At 42.2% G+C, this 16,862-nt stretch carries 15 protein-coding genes; 5 read left to right on the forward strand and 10 right to left on the reverse strand.

Going from position 1 to position 16,862, the window contains the following annotated elements; genetic code table 11:
- Positions 1-10: 10 nt before the first annotated feature.
- The 5 genes from GKO22_RS10885 to GKO22_RS10905 form a co-directional block, all read right to left on the reverse strand.
- Positions 11-3,103 (reverse strand): efflux RND transporter permease subunit, encoded by a 3,093-nt coding sequence (locus GKO22_RS10885; RefSeq protein ID WP_166334987.1) that lies wholly within the window; start codon positions 3,101-3,103, stop codon positions 11-13.
- A 7-nt stretch (positions 3,104-3,110) separates the two neighbouring features.
- The gene (locus GKO22_RS10890; protein WP_166334989.1) at positions 3,111-4,217 is read right to left on the reverse strand and encodes an efflux RND transporter periplasmic adaptor subunit; all 1,107 of its coding nucleotides are present in this window, start codon (positions 4,215-4,217) and stop codon (positions 3,111-3,113) included.
- A gap of 4 nt (positions 4,218-4,221) precedes the next feature.
- Positions 4,222-5,478, reverse strand: a complete 1,257-nt coding sequence (locus tag GKO22_RS10895; RefSeq protein ID WP_166334991.1) for a TolC family protein — start codon at positions 5,476-5,478, stop codon at positions 4,222-4,224.
- 99 nt (positions 5,479-5,577) lie between these two features.
- A complete protein-coding gene (locus tag GKO22_RS10900; RefSeq protein WP_166334993.1) occupies positions 5,578-6,921 on the reverse strand; it encodes a sensor histidine kinase in 1,344 nt (447 codons plus the stop codon).
- Positions 6,922-6,925: 4 nt separating this feature from the next.
- Entirely contained in the window at positions 6,926-7,609 is a 684-nt protein-coding gene (locus tag GKO22_RS10905) for a response regulator transcription factor (protein ID WP_166334995.1), read from the reverse strand.
- A 189-nt stretch (positions 7,610-7,798) separates the two neighbouring features.
- Here GKO22_RS10905 and GKO22_RS10910 point away from each other — a divergent pair, with 189 nt between their 5' ends.
- The 5 genes from GKO22_RS10910 to GKO22_RS10930 all read left to right on the forward strand — a co-directional run bounded on the left by GKO22_RS10910 (position 7,799) and on the right by GKO22_RS10930 (position 10,385).
- Entirely contained in the window at positions 7,799-8,371 is a 573-nt protein-coding gene (locus tag GKO22_RS10910) for a Crp/Fnr family transcriptional regulator (RefSeq protein ID WP_166334997.1), read from the forward strand.
- Positions 8,372-8,437: 66 nt separating this feature from the next.
- Positions 8,438-8,851: a RidA family protein gene (locus GKO22_RS10915; RefSeq protein ID WP_166334999.1), complete on the forward strand. Its 414-nt coding sequence runs from the start codon at positions 8,438-8,440 to the stop codon at positions 8,849-8,851.
- A gap of 56 nt (positions 8,852-8,907) precedes the next feature.
- Positions 8,908-9,363, forward strand: coding sequence for a VOC family protein (locus GKO22_RS10920; RefSeq protein WP_166335001.1), 456 nt, complete (start codon positions 8,908-8,910; stop codon positions 9,361-9,363).
- 105 nt (positions 9,364-9,468) lie between these two features.
- Entirely contained in the window at positions 9,469-10,005 is a 537-nt protein-coding gene (locus tag GKO22_RS10925; RefSeq protein WP_166335003.1) for a hypothetical protein, read from the forward strand.
- Between the two features lie 38 nt (positions 10,006-10,043).
- Positions 10,044-10,385: a VOC family protein gene (locus GKO22_RS10930; RefSeq protein ID WP_166335005.1), complete on the forward strand. Its 342-nt coding sequence runs from the start codon at positions 10,044-10,046 to the stop codon at positions 10,383-10,385.
- Between the two features lie 83 nt (positions 10,386-10,468).
- Here the strand turns inward: GKO22_RS10930 and GKO22_RS10935 are convergent, their stop codons facing one another.
- The 5 genes from GKO22_RS10935 to pheT all read right to left on the reverse strand — a co-directional run bounded on the left by GKO22_RS10935 (position 10,469) and on the right by pheT (position 16,807).
- Complete coding sequence (locus GKO22_RS10935; RefSeq protein WP_240920267.1) at positions 10,469-11,683, reverse strand: MFS transporter; 1,215 nt, start codon at positions 11,681-11,683, stop codon at positions 10,469-10,471.
- Positions 11,684-11,934: 251 nt separating this feature from the next.
- Positions 11,935-13,494, reverse strand: a complete 1,560-nt coding sequence (gene rny, locus GKO22_RS10940) for a ribonuclease Y (RefSeq protein ID WP_166335007.1) — start codon at positions 13,492-13,494, stop codon at positions 11,935-11,937.
- Between the two features lie 244 nt (positions 13,495-13,738).
- The gene (locus GKO22_RS10945; RefSeq protein WP_066752987.1) at positions 13,739-14,029 is read right to left on the reverse strand and encodes a cell division protein ZapA; all 291 of its coding nucleotides are present in this window, start codon (positions 14,027-14,029) and stop codon (positions 13,739-13,741) included.
- A 46-nt stretch (positions 14,030-14,075) separates the two neighbouring features.
- Complete coding sequence (locus GKO22_RS10950) at positions 14,076-14,381, reverse strand: hypothetical protein (protein ID WP_116774298.1); 306 nt, start codon at positions 14,379-14,381, stop codon at positions 14,076-14,078.
- 29 nt (positions 14,382-14,410) lie between these two features.
- Positions 14,411-16,807, reverse strand: a complete 2,397-nt coding sequence (gene pheT / locus GKO22_RS10955) for a phenylalanine--tRNA ligase subunit beta (protein WP_166335009.1) — start codon at positions 16,805-16,807, stop codon at positions 14,411-14,413.
- Positions 16,808-16,862 lie beyond the last annotated feature (55 nt).

A 16,862-nucleotide genomic window follows, 5' to 3' on the forward strand; every position in this document is an offset into this window, starting at 1 on the left:
ATAGCCCGTTTTACCGGTGAGTTTTCCGATGTGCAAAATAGAAAACAACTGGTAAAATGGTGAACGAAAGAATCAGACATATTAATAAACCACCTACAATCATAATCGCCAAAGGCTTTTGAATTTCAGATCCCATGCCCGTAGATAACGCTGCTGGAAGCAAGCCCATGGAACCCATTAAAGCAATCATCACGACCGGACGAATACGGCTACGTACACCTTGCTGAATAGCTTCGATAAGACTGTACTTACGATTTAAATTATCCCGGATCACACCGATCAATACAATACCATCAATCGTCGCGACACCAAATAAAATAATAAATCCAATTCCCGCCGAAATTCCAAAGATGGTACCCGTAATCCATAGCGAGATAAAGCCACCAATAAAAGCAAATGGCAATGTCAGCGCTGCCACCGCAGTATCCGTAAAATTCCCAAAGTTAAAGTACAATAGCAATAAAATGAGCACTAAGGACACAGGCACCACTAATCCCAATTGCTGCGCGGCGCGCTCTTTACTTTCAAACTCACCGGCCCATTCCATATGATTTTCTTTCGGCAATTTCACCTCATTTGCTACGACGCGTTTGGCATCTTCGATGGTGCTACCAAGATCGCGGCCTTCAATGCTAAATCCGACACCAATGTAGCGACTATTGCCTTCTCGGTAAATAAATGCCGGACCAGTATGATAATCTACCGTAGCAATCTCTTGCAGCGGAATACTTTGATCATTGCTAGTTGGAATCAAGATGTTGCGAATCTTTTCTGGCGTATCGCGATAGCCTTCTTCAAAACGCAATACCACATCAAACTGGCGATCTCCTTCGTAAAACTTAGTCGCTGCTTGTCCGCCAATCGTCATCGCAATTACCGCTTGTACATCATCGGTAAACACACCATATTTGGCCATTTCAGAATCATGCAACTGTATACGGAGCTCGGGCTGTCCAATGTTTTTATAGACGTTGATATCCGTTATGCCTTGTACCTTTTCGATCGAAGCAGCAACCTGATTGGCGTAGCTTTCCAAGTCATTCAGGTCATCACCGAAGATTTTGATCACCAGCGAACTTTTCACGCCGGCTACATATTCTTCCACATTATCTTGAATCGGCTGGCTAAAGCCAAAGTTAATACCAGGATAACGGTTGAGTTTTTCGCGTAGATCTTGAATGATCTGTTCTTTGGATACGCCTCGCTCCCACTCCCCTTCATCCTTGAGCTGCACATTGAATTCTATATTAAAAAATCCCGTTGGATCGGTACCATCATTAGGTCTACCTGTCTGCGTCAAGATAAAGTCGATCGCATTACTGCTTTCGCGCATCATCTGCTTCATCTCTTTGGTCAAGCGTGTCGATTCTTTGAGACTAATGCTATTAGGCAATGTTGCTCGGATATAGATCGCACCTTCATTAAGCTGCGGCAAAAATTCGGATCCATAATGCATAAATTTCAACACACAGACACTCAAAATGCCAATAAATAGGACTATGGTAGCCTTCTTATAGCGAAATGCTGCGGCATACATACCATAGATATTTCGTTGGAAAAAGCGCGTAATTGCATTTTCTTTCTCCTCTATATCTTTCGTAAATAATAACTTACACATGGCAGGCACGTAGGTCAAGCTCAATAGCAAAGAACCAAAGAGTGCGTATCCCAATGTAAATGCTAAAGGCGAAAACATCTTGCCTTCTACTTTTTGGAAAGAGAAAATGGGAAGCAAGGCTACGATCAAAATCAGCAAAGCAAAGAAAATATAGGACGCGACGCTACCGGCGCTTTTCTTAATAATCCCCATTTTGCTCATTTTGGCAAATCGTTCTTTGCCCACTTGGTGCGATACCGTTGCCAATGCCACAAATACCGTTTCTACAATCACGAGCGTACCTTCCAGCAAGAGCCCAAAATCCAGCGATCCCATGGAGATCAGGTTGGCCGGCAATCCTTGGATTTTGAGCATAATGATGGCAAACAAGAATGCCAGAGGAATCACGGAGGCTACAATGAACGTAGATTTCCAATTGTATAAGAAGATGAATACGATCAGTGAAACCAATAGTACACCTTCAATCAGGTTTCTAGAGACCGTATGCACCGTATTATCGACCAATTTGGTTCGGTCTATGACCGTTTCCATTTTTACATTTTCAGGCAGGATTCGCGTATTCAGTTCTTCGATCTTGGTTTTCAATCGTTCGATGACTTCATTTGGATTTTCACCACGCAACATAATGACAATACCTTGTACCAGATCATCATCATCATTATAGCCCACTTGCCCTAACCGAGGTTTGCTGGAAATCACAACATCGGCTACGTTTTTGATCAACACGGGCGTAGATCGATTGAGCTTGATGGTAATATTGCCGATATCTTCGACTTTGTCCAAAAGACCAACACCGCGCACTACGTACGCTTGATCGCCTTGCTGGATCACATCACCACCTACATTGATATTAGAGCGTGCTACTGCTTCGTATACGTCCAAAGGTGACAAATCGAAATTCTTTAGTTCGGTAGGATTAATTTTGATTTCATAGATCTTCTCTTCGCCTCCAAAACTCACAATATCCGCCACACCGGATACGCTCAAGAGTTCTCTTTCGATTACCCAATCTTGGATGGCCGAAACCTCTTTGATCGGTAGATCGCTTTTGATGACATAGCGAAATATCTCTCCGGTGGCGCCAGAAGGCGGTTCAATTTCCGCATCCACATCGTCCGGCAGATTGACGCCATTGAGCTTATTGGCCACATATTGCTGCGCATAAAAATCATCCACACCATCATCAAACTGTACCGTAACGACAGAAAGCCCAAACAAAGAAATCGAGCGAATATGTGATTTTTTGGGAATGCTATTCATCTCTTTCGAGATGGGTAACGTCACCAATTTCTCCATCTCCTCTGCACTTCGGCCTGGCCACTGCGTGATGATGCGCGCGCGCGTATTGGTAACGTCGGGAAAAGCTTCTATTGGCGTATGGCGTAATGCGTAGACGCCTGCAAAAAGCAGTAGCATCGTGCCAAATAAAATAAGTGTGGTGTTACGCAGTGAAAAGGTAACTATTTGTTGTACAAACTTCTTCATGGGTAACTTAGTGATTTAGCTGTTCGAATATCAATAAGGCATTTGATCCAATTACTTTTTCATCTGGCACAAATCGTTCCTTTACGTAAGTATATTCTTCATTACTAGCAATTTGCGTAATCTGCCTTACTTCTAGTTGGCAATCGTCTTTGTAGATGACCACGTATTCTTTATTGTTACTAAAAACCTTGGCGGCGTTAGGTATGGCAAATGCTTTTTCGGCCGAACTCTTGCGATCAATGATGATATCAGCGCTCAAACCCGGCATCAAGTTTAGGTTTTGATTTTCCAATACAACACGCGCTTTTAGAACATGTTCCTCATTATCAAACACATGATAAATCTTATCGATTTTGCCCGTATATAACTGATCGGGGTATGCCACGGTACGTACTTTTACGGCATCGCCGGTATTGACGAAACGCAGATTGCGTGCGTAAATATTGACCATCACCCACACTTGTTTCAAATTTGATATGGAAAAAAGTGGTTCATTGTCTTCCGTAATACTTTGTCCTGCGCTGATCGCCTTTTGTATGATGTAGCCATCTTTCGGCGCCAAAATCTGAAAAGTACCAGATCCTTCGGCTCTAAACAGCTGTAGCGATTGCGTTACGCGATCCAATTCTATACGTGCTGTGGCCAATTCGTTTTCCATCTCTAGGACTTCAGGTTTGGAAGCAAGACCATCTTCCAACAATTCTTGCTTGGTCTGTAGCTGACTTTTAAGTAAATGAATCTGACTTTGGAGGGAACGACGCTGCTGTACCAAATCTTGTATGTCACTGGATTTCACGGTAGCAAGTACCTGCCCTTTACGTACAAAATCCCCCAACTCAAATCTAACCTGATCTACCGTTCCGACCAGTAAACTTTGAAAGGCCACCAAGTCATTTTCATTATAGGCTATCTTTCCAGAAAGTGCTAATTGCTCGGTTACCGGGCGCTCCAGCACTTCCAGAATAGCGGTGCTTCCGCGCAGTTGTTCGTTGAGGCAATACGACTGTGTCGAATCTGGCGTTTGCTCATTTTCGGCATTTGTACTTGTAGTCGATCCACAAGCAGAAAGAGCCATACTGGCTAAAATTAAATAGTGCGTGATGTGCTTATTCATGGTGCTAAAAGTCATTGCCGACGACAAATTGTAATTCTTCGTATGTGTTTAAATAATTTTTCTGTATCTCCAACATCGATTGGTACGATGCGCGCCAAGCTTGCGTAAAGTCAATAAATTCGAGCAAGGTGATTTGCTTGGAAAGCATATTTTTATGGTAATTTTCCAACATTTTGCTCTCTGCTCCTACATCCAAGGCAGACCAGCGATCGAGTGTTTGTCGGTATTGCACAAGCTGTGCGGTAAGACTTGTCAGTCGTGTATCCAAGGCAATTTCGATCGCAGATCGGTTGGCGCGCTGCTCCTCAATCTGATATTGAGCCACCTTGATATTGCCTTTATTCCGGTTGAATATAGGAAGGTCCATACTCACACCTAACCCAAAGAAATCTTGCATAATATTTCCGCCTCGATCATAGTTTATCCCGACAGTAAGATCAGGCTTTCTGTTGGCTAACTCCAGTTCCAGCTCTTTATCGGCGATTAGAAGTTGGTTTTGCTGTTTTTTGATGCCTAAGTTATTTTCGAAAGCCATAGCTCGCGTGTCTAAAGGCACACTACGGTTGATCCGCTGTGACATATCTGCAAATGAGAGTTGTTGGATGCTCAGATCTGGCATACTGGTCAATGCTTGAATCACCCCGATCGCCTCAATCAATTCAGCTTGCAAATCGACTTGCTCTTTTTCCATCGTGACTAGCTCCGACTGCACGCGCAACCAATCTGCTTTCGAAATATTTTGACTGGCCGCTTGCCTTTTGAATGTCTCGCTTAGATTAGCAAACACAGTTACAGATTCTTGCAGTTTGCCGAGATCATTGCTGATTACGTACAACTCATTATATGCTTGCCGCAGGTCTTTGCGCAACTCGCGCATCACCTCTTCGTATTCAAATACGGCATTATTTTTTTCGAGCGAACGAATCGCTACGCGTTTTTTCCGCTTGCCTGCCGTCTCAATCAATTGCTCCAGATCAATCGCAAATTGCTGCGTGCGACCATAATTTCCAAATAGCCTGGCGAACTGCTCACTGGTGCGATTACTCCAAAGATTGACCTCACTGATACTTAGCGTGGGATTGTCCCACAGCTTTTCCTGCACGATCTCGGCATCCGCTTGGTTGACTTGGAATCGCGAGGCAATCAGCATATAATTGTTCTGCAAGAAAGCAGCCTCCAACTCTTCTAAAGAAAAGGTCTGAGCTTGCCCGACTTGCGAAAAGAGTATGCCGGACAATAGCATGATGTATAATGTTTTCAAGACGTACTACCAATTTGTAAAGTCTCAAAAGTACGCGGCCAAGATTAAGCCTATTTCTGATTAAGATTAGAATTTGATTAGAAATGCTTTGCGGAAGCACTAATCTTTGGAAAACAGCAAGGTAACTGTCGTGCCGGCCTGTCCAGACGCAATGTTCATCTGTATACCATGCAAAGAGAAAACAATGCTCGCCATGGACAGGCCTATGCCTTTGCCTTGATAGGCAGACGAGTTTTGCCCGCGAAAAAAATTTTGTGTCACGCGCTCCAAATCCTCGTTTGGAATGCCAATACCATGATCTAAGATCCGAATACTCAGTTGCCCATTATTTTCATGCAGCGATAAATACACCGTTTGGTTGTCGGAATATTTAATGGCATTTTCAACGAGGTTATTTATTGCCAGCTCCAGCAATTTGTCATTGCCATTCATCTCCAAAAAATGGTTATCCTTCACATCCATGTACACTTCGATCTGAGCATTGTGATACATCGTGGCATGCTCTACCACTTCCCAGAGCACTTCGTCAATACGCATCGGAGCAAAGTCAAAATTGGTTTTCGCACCAGTAAGCAACATCATGTGATCTAAGGTAGATTGCAAATCTTGAATGTATTCATCCAGCTGCCTAACCATAGTCTTGTATTCCTCTACGGATCTTTCTTTTTGATTGGTCACCTCCAATGTGCCCAACAATGCAGCAATCGGCGTCCGCAGCTCATGCGATACGTAATCGATGAAGTTTTTTTGAATATTAAACGTTTGGCTAATCCGTTTGATGAAACGGTTATAACTTTGAATCAGTTCGTCGACTTCTTCGTAACTGCGATCAATCGTAATAGGCACCGTAAGGTTTTGATGATCGCGGGTATTAACCTGTTCGATGATACGCAAAATAGGTTCGTAAGCAATTTTGCCAAGCCACCGCGAAAATAACAGGATGATGAGCAAACTCGATAAGAAAACCGCACTCAGAATACCTAGGAGCACATACATCAACTCATTAAAACTTTCTTTGCTGCTTCGCGTAAACACCACAAAATCTCCCTGATTATCATGGTAATGTATACCCGCATAAAAGTCAGTTTTGGATTCAAAAACATAATAATCATCTGCTCGAGTCTTGGCCAAAACAGCTGGAGAAAGCAGCACATCCTGTTCCATCCGCCCGTATGCTTGCTTGTCGGTACTATCATAGACCGCAATGTTGGTCGTAGAAATTAATCGTTGCAACTCATTCTGCACACTTACATGCTCTGCATGCGTTTGCTCATCTTTCTCTAGGTAATATACTGCAGATACTAAGGTCGTATTTTGCAGATTCTTATATTCGTTTTGCTGCGCCCATCTATAGAATAAGGTATAAATGATTACTGAGGTAAATACAAATAATACGCTAAAGATAACCAAGGAATAATATGAAAGACGCGATCTGAGCTTCATATGATCAGATATTGGTACTTTTAAACATATAGCCGATACCTTTCACCGTGTAGATGTATTTGAGATCGGCTGTTTCCAACTTGTTTCGAAGATAGGATATGTATACGTCTACCACATTGGTATGGTTGTCGAAATGAATATTCCACACCGCATTTAATATTTGTAGGCGACTCAAGGCCATATTCTTGTGATCCACCAAATATTTAAACAGCTTAAATTCGCGAGGCGAAAGCTCAATGGCCACCCCGCCCCTACTTACTTGATATTGATGTAGATCAATCTGTAAATCGGCAATTTCAAGAATGTTAGAACGCGGTGTAGGCTGTTGACCATGACGTCGTGTTAAAGCTTGGATTCGTGATAACAATTCCGCAAAATGAAATGGTTTTGTCATGTAATCATCGGCACCAGAATCCAATGCCGATACTTTGTCATTCACGGTTTGCAAGGCGCTCAACATCAATATCGGTACGAGATTCTTTTTGTAGCGAAGCGATTGCACTAGCTGAATGCCATCCATCTTGGGCAACATCACATCTACGATCATCAAATCCCACGACATCTCGATATAATGTTCGAGCACTTCCTCTGCATTTTTGGATAGCGTGACCGAATAGCCAACTTCTTCCAATCCCTTTATCAGAAAGCTGCTTATACGATTATCATCTTCTACTAGTAAGATTTGCATAGAAATGGATTGAACCTCAACGACCGAGAACTGTTGCCTACAAACCGCAACGAATCCTATCGGGCTATGCACGAAGATACTAAAAACGGACTGAAATAATGCTTATGCGCAAAGCAGCACGGTGGATTGACAAAGAAGAAGTATATCAGCCGGATATCATTTATCTTTGCAAATCCTATTCAACAATGAATGAACACTTTCATCGAACAAGTAGAACGGTATCAAAAGCTTTCGACAGAGAGTAGCAATGCTTTTCTAGAAATCTGCGTGAAACAGGAAATAAAAAAAGGCACATTTTTGCAATTGGCGGATGAGCCTGCGAAATACATCTATTTTATCGTAAAAGGTCTGGCAGGATACTATACAACGACCAAAAATGGTGATGTGTGCTATAAAATGTTTTTTGCAGAGAATAGTTTTGTAGCGTCCACCTCTGCCACGATCAGTCATTTGCACAGCCAATTTGCGATTGTGGCTCTCGAAGATTTCAGCATCATCAGATACCTAGTCGACAGTTTTAAACAACTTTGCAATACTTATCATGACATCGCATTATTTCATATGCATTATCTGGAAATCAATTGGGTGCTAAAAAAAGAACCTTTAGAAATCGCACTGCGTAATGAAACGGCAAAAGAGCGATACCTAAAATTGCAACATGATTTGCCCATGTTTATGCGTTTGAAAAAACATCATATTGCCTCTTACCTCGGCATCACTCCTACGCAACTAAGCCGTATCATCAAAGAGTTGAAAAGGTAAAACCTCAACATTTGTATACGTTTTTGTAGGCGCTACTTGCCACATTTGTCTTAAAATACAAATGTAATGAATAAGACAAATAGACACACCATCAACCCAACAGATCTCTTTGATCCGACTCCTTATGGATTTGCCCACAGTATCAAAGTAACCAATCCAACGTCGATATGCTTCGTATCCGGACAAAGCGGCGGCATCGGACTTAATCATGAACTTTCGACCGATTTCAGGACGCAAGTACGCGCCGCACTACAAAATTTGAAGCTGCAACTGGAGCTACAATCTTTCAATATGCACGATGTGGTAAAGATCACTTTGTTGATCGTAGATCACAATGAAGACAAATTAGCGATGTGGAGTGAGGAAGCTCGTGCGAATTGGGAAAAGACAGCTCTGCCTACCAGTACGCTCATTCCTGTTCAACAATTAGCGCTTAGCGGCATGCTTTTTGAAATCGATGCCATCGCGCAGAAAAGTTGATTAATGAATACTTACTAGATGCTAATAACACTAAATTTGTTATAAGATTTGTACAGATGATAAACGGAATATACGAAACACACATACAGGTAAGTAACCTAGAAAAAGCTATTGCATTTTACACTGAAATTTTGGGTTTAACTGTGGGCCATTTGGATGATGATCGCCGAATTGCTTTCCTGTATATGCCCAACAATGACAAAACGAGTATGCTAGGCCTTTGGGAAGAAACCAATAATTTGCAAACCCGTCATTTTGCATTCCATTGTGATAAAGATTTTGTATTAAGCAAATCGGTGGATTTTCTGCAAAAGCATCATCTTGTGCCTTACAATTTTTTGAAAGACGGATCTGTGCAACCGATGGTTTTTTGTTGGATGCCGGCATTGGCGATCTATTTCAACGATCCGGATGGCAATCAACTGGAATTCCTAGCTTTGCTTGATGGTACGCCTAAACCAAGCTTAGGTGTATTATCTTATGACGATTGGTTGGCGCAATCAGAATCGTAATTCTATTATATTTCGAAACCCAACATGATGTTTTATTAGCGTACTTATAAATAATAGACATCATATATCAATAACAAGCACACTATTAAACACAAATAAACATCTATGAGATTCAATTTATTTTTATCCCTTACAGCTTTAACTATTGGCCTATTGATGAGCTGCAATCGCCCATCACCAGATGAATTCTTTCAAACCACGGTTTTAAATACTAATATTCTTAATGAGTTTGCATCGGAACGTTTTGCCAAATCTTTAGTAGCGGAAACTGTTGAATTTCCGGATATGCCCGACACCAAAAAGAAGGGTGACGAAGCACAACAAATTGTAGACAACAAAATTGCTTACATCGAGCAGACGATTAAAAAGATTGAAGATAGTACAGCTCCGGATGAGGATGGCAAAGTGCTCCAGAAAGCAGCCTTGGATCTCTTCAAATTTGTACTGCCCGTATATCAAAAAGAATATAAAAATCTGGCGAAGATGTGTGATCAAAAACAAACAGAAAATGAAATCATGGCCGAATCTGAAAAGATTATTGAAACATATGGATCAGCTTATGAAGAGAAGTATGTCGCTCTTCTCACGTTGGGACAGGATTACGCAGAGAAACACAATCTAAACGTTTCCTTTGGCAATTAGCTTTCTATGATAGAGACCCTTTCGTAAAACAACACACCATGACGAACAACCATATCAACTATATTGAATTCAAGGCTCAAGATCTACCCGCTACTAAAGCGTTTTACACCAAGGCTTTCGCATGGAATTTCACCGATTATGGCGCCAATTACGTGGCATTTTCAGGAAGCGGCTTAGATGGCGGTTTTGAAGGAATAGAAGAAGAAATCATCAATGGTGCACTAGTTGTGCTGTATCATGAAGATTTAGCTTTAGCAAAAGACAATGTTGTGCAAGCTGGTGGAACGATCACTAAAGATATATTTTCTTTTCCGGGAGGGCATCGCTTTCAATTTCTAGATCCATCTGGCAATGAATTAGCTGTTTGGTCAGATCGATAAACTATTCACTTTAATGCTGATGCTCTAAAAATTGAGTTTTAGAGCATCAACATGCTATTTTACCTGTATTATATACGATGAACTTAAGTATTCGCGGCTGCTAAACGTACTTTTCTACTGAATAATAAATGTGCCACCAAGCCCAACAACCCAAAGGTAGCTCCTACCGCACAAACACCTTCCCACTGAGCATACTGCCAGGCGATCGAAGCCAACCATGTGCCGAGTGATCCTCCGATAAAATAGCAAACCATGTACACGGTATTCAGCCTATTGACTGCCTCTATCTTTAGGGCAAAATAATCCGTTTGATTCATAATGTGACTACCCTGCACTCCTAGATCCAGAAGAATTACTCCCACAATGAGTCCCCAATATGTTTCGCCTGCGAAATAAGTAAATCCCCAACTGCCGATCAAAACCAACAACGAATATAATATCGTACGGTATGTACCTATGGCCGATTGCAGTTTACCTACTTTTGCTGCAGCCAAAGCTCCGACTGCACCAGCTAAACCAAAACTTCCTACAACTGAAGCGCCTACACTAAAGGGCGGCTGCTCCATATGAAATACTAAGGTTGTAAATACAGCAGACATAGAGCCAAAGGCCATAGCCCCACGAAAAGACGCCAACTGCAAAACAGGTTGCGTCCTTGCTAGCTCAACCACAGAAAGCATCAATTGCTTATAGCTACCTTTAAAGTTAGGGTGCATTTCGGGAAGCATTTTGTAAATCACAAACCAAACAAAAACCATTATTCCGGCTGCAATACCAAACATAGAACGCCATCCCCACAATTCGCCTACAATACCTCCGAAAAAACGCGAAAGCAGAATACCCAATAACAAGCCCGACATCACCAATCCAATATTAGTTGATTTTTCTCGGTCATTTGAAAGCTGTGCTGCGATCGGAACAAACAGTTGCGGAATGACTGAAGTAGCTCCAATCAACAAACTTGCTACATAAAGCATCCATAGCTCGCGTGCAAAAGTCATCCATAATAAAGAGGCAATAACCAAGATTAAATCGATTAGAATAAGCCTTTTCCGTAAGAGTTTGTCGCCTAAAGGCACGACCAATAACAGTCCTGCAGCGTATCCTATCTGAGTTAATACGGATATTTTGCCTGCTGCACTTTCAGCAATGTTAAACTCTGAAGCAATAAGCGCCAATAAAGGTTGATTGTAATAATTGTTCGCTACGACTAGTCCTGAAATGATAGCCATCAGCCAGACCAGTGTCCTCGACAAGCCGCTTGCGGCATCTTCCTGCATAGAATTAATATTTGTCATTATTTTAATGAATAAATTTACATCAAGCAAAAAAACGATTAAAGATATTTATTTTCGCTAAACATAAAAAAGTACTACTACTACTACTTTACAGGCAAATCATCAATTTGTTTCACAAACGCTACGCTTAGTATGTATTCTGTGGAGAAACATCTTGGCATCAAATATCATAAAAAAACAAAGCCGCCCCATTTTAGGACAGCTTTGCTTGTTATACCTATTTAAACCAACTCATGATGAGTATTAATTAGTTATTTAGCAAACGAAACAGATCTAGTTTCCCGAATTACAGTTACTTTTATTTGACCTGGATAGGTCATCTCCGTCTGAATGCGGTTAGAAATATCCGCCGCCAAGATTTCGGCATCGGTATCGTTTACTTTTTCGCTTTCTACGACGACGCGCAGTTCACGACCAGCTTGTATAGCAAAGGTTTTCTCTACACCCGGATAAGATAGCGCGAGATCTTCCAATTCCTTCAATCGCTTGATGTAGCTTTCCACTACTTCTCTACGCGCCCCCGGACGTGCACCAGAAATCGCATCACAAGCCTGAATAATTGGTGAGATCATCGAGGTCATCTCGATCTCGTCGTGGTGAGCGCCGATCGCATTACATACTTCTGGATGTTCTTTATATTTTTCGGCCAACTGCATACCCAAGATGGCGTGTGGCAGTTCTGGATTATCGTCGGGCACTTTACCAATATCGTGTAATAGTCCAGCACGTTTAGCCAGTTTTACATTCAAGCCCAATTCTGCTGCCATTGTTGCCGCAAAATTTGCCACCTCGCGCGAGTGTTGTAATAAGTTTTGCCCGTAAGATGAGCGGTAACGCATGCGGCCAACCATACGAATCAATTCCGGATGCAATCCGTGAATTCCTAAATCAATAGCAGTACGTTCACCGATTTCTACAATTTCATCTTCGATTTGTGAGCGTGTTTTCGCCACTACTTCTTCAATACGAGCTGGGTGAATACGGCCATCCGTTACCAAACGGTGAAGCGATAAACGCGCAATTTCGCGACGCACAGGATCAAACCCAGAAAGGATAATCGCTTCAGGTGTATCATCCACAATGATTTCTACGCCCGTTGCCGCTTCCAATGCACGAATATTACGACCTTCGCGGCCAATAATGCGTCCTTTGACTTCGTCATTTTCGATATTGAAAATCGATACGGTATTCTCAATGGCAGATTCTGTAGCGGTACGTTGTATGGTTTGGATCACGACTTTCTTCGCTTCTTTCGACGCGGTCAATTTCGCTTCATCTACAATATCTTTGATCTGCATGATCGCCTGCGAACGTGCTTCTTCGCGTAGTGAACTTACCAATTGCTCCTTGGCTTCCTCAGCCGTCAATCCAGCGATCGTTTCCAGCTGTTTGATGTGCTGATTCTTCAACGCCTCTACTTCTTCGCGCTTTTTGTCATTGATCTCGATCATTTGCTCTAGCTTTTTGCCACGGGCTTCCAGCTCTTGCTTATCGCGATTGGCATTTTCCAACTTTTGGTTGAGCGACTGTTCTTTTTGTTTGATAGAGTTCTCTTTCTGAGCGACAGTGCTATTACGTTGATTTACTTCTTTCTCGTGCTCCGCTTTTAATTGTAGGAATTTTTCTTTTGCTTCAAGATGACGTTGTTTCTTAACGTGCTCCGCTTGTTTTTCGGCTTCCTTTACGATATTTTCTGCCTTTTCATTGGCAGTCTGCTCCTGTTTCTTGAGCAACATCTGTAATAGGTATCGCCCGATCACGATGCCTATTACCAGCGATATGATGATCGATATGGTGATAGATATATCCATTTTATATAGAGTAAATAATTAAAATTCAGTCAAAAAAAAACCGCAATTAAAAATCAGGTTCCATGTATTATTAAACTTCGAATTCACATGATTTGAGCGTATGATCATGACCCAGATGGCTTTCGCAAAATGGCCTACATCTTGTTTTGCTCGTGATATTGAAGCGTTAAGTTTAAAATAGTGACAACCCGAATTTAACTGCGGCAAATTCGTTGTTTTAAGCCCGTAAATAAAGAACGTATTTCTATTTATTAAAAAAATCGGTCAACAGTTTGTCCAATTCGTGTACAGATTGTTCAATGCCCTGACCTTGATCCTGTGCATTGCGTTCTGCTTTGATCATCCCGGTGGCATATTGCAGCACACACATGGATAGCAAATCTTGTTTATCACGAACTGCATAATTGTCTTGCAATTCTTTTATTTTTTCGTTTATCAATTTCGCAGCGTAACGTATCACCTCTTCTTCTTCCGTCTCTACGCGCAACGGATACACCCGGTCTGCGATATTTATTTTTATGGAAATATCTCCCATTTCTTTGAGCTTAAAAATGTATGCTATCCATGCTGGTTGCCTTTGGCTATTTCAGCAGATTGATACATTTATCTATTTCACGGACAAAATCGTTAATTTTTTGTTTCGTGTCAAGTACTTTTTCACTTATTGCCGCATCTGCCTCAGAATTTTCAAAGGATTTAGCGACTGCTAATGCTTTCACTCTCTCCTCTAATTGTTTTACTTTTTCTGAGCTTGTACCAAGCGCTACTTGAAGAGATTGTACCTCCAACTTCAACAAGTCATTTTCCTCTTGGTATGCTTCACACAATTGAATTAAGTTTGTCGCCTTCTCGACGATAAGATCCATTTGCGCAGATAAAGAAGCCATATTTTGCGATTATATCAAATGTTTTTCACTTAGCGCACCTCAGCGCCAACTTCCTTCTCAAAGTTAACAATTAATTTTTGAATTACGCCATCAATTTGTTTATCCGTTAGCGTCTGATTTTCATCCTGAAGGGTGAAACTAAGCGCATAAGACTTCTTTCCGGCAGGCAATTTATCGCCTTTGTAAACATCAAAAATCGACACTTCTTTCAACAATTTGCGATCGGTTTTTTGCGCGATCAGGCGCAGTTGTTCGAATGAAACCTTCTCGTCTAACAACAAAGCCAAATCCCGACGTACCGCCGGAAACTTGGAAATCTCTTGAAACTTTATTGTCTGCTTCTTGATCATCTTCAACACCGCATCCCAGTCAAACTGTGCAAAGAAAACCGCTTTGTCTACATCTGCTTTCTTTAAGTTTGCTTTGGATACTTCGCCGAATTCTACCAATGTTTTCTCGCCTTTCTTGTAGCTCAATCCGTAGTTGAAGTAAGAAGAACTACTTTCCTCCACACGGATACCGTCAATACGCAGACGTTTCAAAATCCCATCAACGACCGCTTTGATACCGTAGAAATTTACAGGAGCCGTTGCATGATTCCATTGTTCAGGAGCTTGCCTTCCCGTAATCGCGATTGCTAAATGATACTTTTCTTGATACTTATCTTCTACCAAATGGTAGGACTTGCCGAACTCAAACACTTTCAGATCCGCACTTTTGCGTTTTTGATTGTAAGACACTGCCGTCAAAGCAGAGAACAACAAGTTTTGGCGCATGGTATCCAAATCCGTGCTGAGTGGATTCAGCAACTTCACCGCCGTGTCCACATGTTCTGCATACGCTTCCTTACTCAAGGAATTGGATAAAATCTCCCGATAACCATTGCCAATCAACAGATCAGCTACCTGATTCAAAATGACTTCACGATCTGGCTTTTGAACCGTATTTAGCGACGCTTTAATCTGCGTACCTAACTCGATATTGTTGTATCCATAGATGCGCAATACCTCTTCGATCACATCGACTTCACGCGTAACATCAACCTTGAACGGCGGAACAGCCACTTCCAAAACCTCTTCTGTCTCTCGTTCGATACCGATGCCCAATGATTGGATGATATCTCGGATTTCTTCTTTCGGAATCGCTTTCCCGATCAGGCGCTGCACACGGCTGTAAGCCACCTCGAAGCGAAAAGCTTCTACTGGCGCTGGATATAAATCTGTAATCACCGAAGAAACTTGTCCGCCGGCTACTTCTTGGATCAAAGCAGCTGCTTTCTTCAAGGCGATTACTGGCATGTTAGGATCGGTGCCACGCTCAAAACGGAAGGAAGAATCTGTCTTTAAGCCATGGCGTTTGGCCGTTTTGCGCACCGTAACCGGATGGAAATATGCTGATTCTAAGAAGATATCGCTGGTCGCTTCGGTCACGCCCGATTCGGCGCCGCCAAATACACCCGCAATACACATCGGCTTTTCTGCATCGGCGATCACCAGATCTTCGGAAGACAACTTGCGTTCTACATCATCTAGAGTAACGAATATCTCATCCGTCTTTGCTTTACGTACTACGATTTTGTTTCCGGCAATCTTTGCTTGATCAAACGCATGCAAAGGTTGTCCTAAATCGTGCAATATATAATTCGTGACGTCGACCACATTATTGATCGGGCGCACACCAATAGTTTGTAATTTCTCTTTCAACCACGAAGGGGATTCCGCCACGGTAATTCCACTGATATTAACTCCGGCATAACGCGGCGCATCTTCTGGTGAAAGCACTTCTACGGCTGTACCAGCCGCTTGCGATTCGGTTACCGATTCGGTATTGATTGGCTGCAATGCCTTGCGGAAATACGCTGCCAAGTCACGCGCCACACCTAAATGAGAAGCTGCATCAGCACGATTGGGTGTCAGGCCGATTTCAAAACAAAAATCATCTTCCATCTGGTAGAAATCCTTCACTAATAAACCAGGAACGGTTCCTTCTGGCAATTCGACAATACCAGCGTGTGATGTACCTAAGCCGACCTCATCTTCACCACACAGCATCCCTTCGGAGACTTCACCGCGAATTTTTGATTTCGTGATCTTAAATGGCTCACCACTGCTCGGATGGCATACTGCTCCCGGAGGCGCTACGATTACTTTCAATCCCGCACGGCAATTGGGCGCACCGCATACAATTTGAAGCGGTTCTGCTGTTCCGACATTTACCGTCGTGACTTGCAATTTATCGGCATTTGGATGGCGCTCGCAAGTCAATACTCCCCCAACTATCAGTCCTTCCAATCCGCCTGGAATACTTTGCACCTTATCTACCGCTTCTACCTCTAGACCAATATCGGTCAGTATCAGAGATAGTTCGTCGGGTGTATAGGAATCGATATCGATAAAATTCTTAAGCCAATTATAGGAAATCTTCATGCTGATTCTTTTTTCGTGGTACAAATATAGAATTTTACACTAAAATATGGCGTCT

This window comes from Sphingobacterium chungjuense (genome assembly GCF_011316935.1).
In the GTDB taxonomy this organism is placed as follows: Bacteria; Bacteroidota; Bacteroidia; order Sphingobacteriales; family Sphingobacteriaceae; genus Sphingobacterium; species Sphingobacterium chungjuense.

Coding starts and splice junctions, on each gene's coding strand:
- GKO22_RS10885 (WP_166334987.1), bottom strand. CDS start 3,103: ATGAAGAAGTTTGTACAACAAATAGTTACCTTTTCACTGCGTAACACC.
- GKO22_RS10890 (WP_166334989.1), bottom strand. CDS start 4,217: ATGAATAAGCACATCACGCACTATTTAATTTTAGCCAGTATGGCTCTT.
- GKO22_RS10900 (WP_166334993.1), bottom strand. CDS start 6,921: ATGAAGCTCAGATCGCGTCTTTCATATTATTCCTTGGTTATCTTTAGC.
- GKO22_RS10905 (WP_166334995.1), bottom strand. CDS start 7,609: ATGCAAATCTTACTAGTAGAAGATGATAATCGTATAAGCAGCTTTCTG.
- GKO22_RS10910 (WP_166334997.1), top strand. CDS start 7,799: ATGAACACTTTCATCGAACAAGTAGAACGGTATCAAAAGCTTTCGACA.
- GKO22_RS10915 (WP_166334999.1), top strand. CDS start 8,438: ATGAATAAGACAAATAGACACACCATCAACCCAACAGATCTCTTTGAT.
- GKO22_RS10920 (WP_166335001.1), top strand. CDS start 8,908: ATGATAAACGGAATATACGAAACACACATACAGGTAAGTAACCTAGAA.
- GKO22_RS10925 (WP_166335003.1), top strand. CDS start 9,469: ATGAGATTCAATTTATTTTTATCCCTTACAGCTTTAACTATTGGCCTA.
- GKO22_RS10930 (WP_166335005.1), top strand. CDS start 10,044: ATGACGAACAACCATATCAACTATATTGAATTCAAGGCTCAAGATCTA.
- GKO22_RS10935 (WP_240920267.1), bottom strand. CDS start 11,683: ATGACAAATATTAATTCTATGCAGGAAGATGCCGCAAGCGGCTTGTCG.
- rny (WP_166335007.1), bottom strand. CDS start 13,494: ATGGATATATCTATCACCATATCGATCATCATATCGCTGGTAATAGGC.
- GKO22_RS10945 (WP_066752987.1), bottom strand. CDS start 14,029: ATGGGAGATATTTCCATAAAAATAAATATCGCAGACCGGGTGTATCCG.
- GKO22_RS10950 (WP_116774298.1), bottom strand. CDS start 14,381: ATGGCTTCTTTATCTGCGCAAATGGATCTTATCGTCGAGAAGGCGACA.
- pheT (WP_166335009.1), bottom strand. CDS start 16,807: ATGAAGATTTCCTATAATTGGCTTAAGAATTTTATCGATATCGATTCC.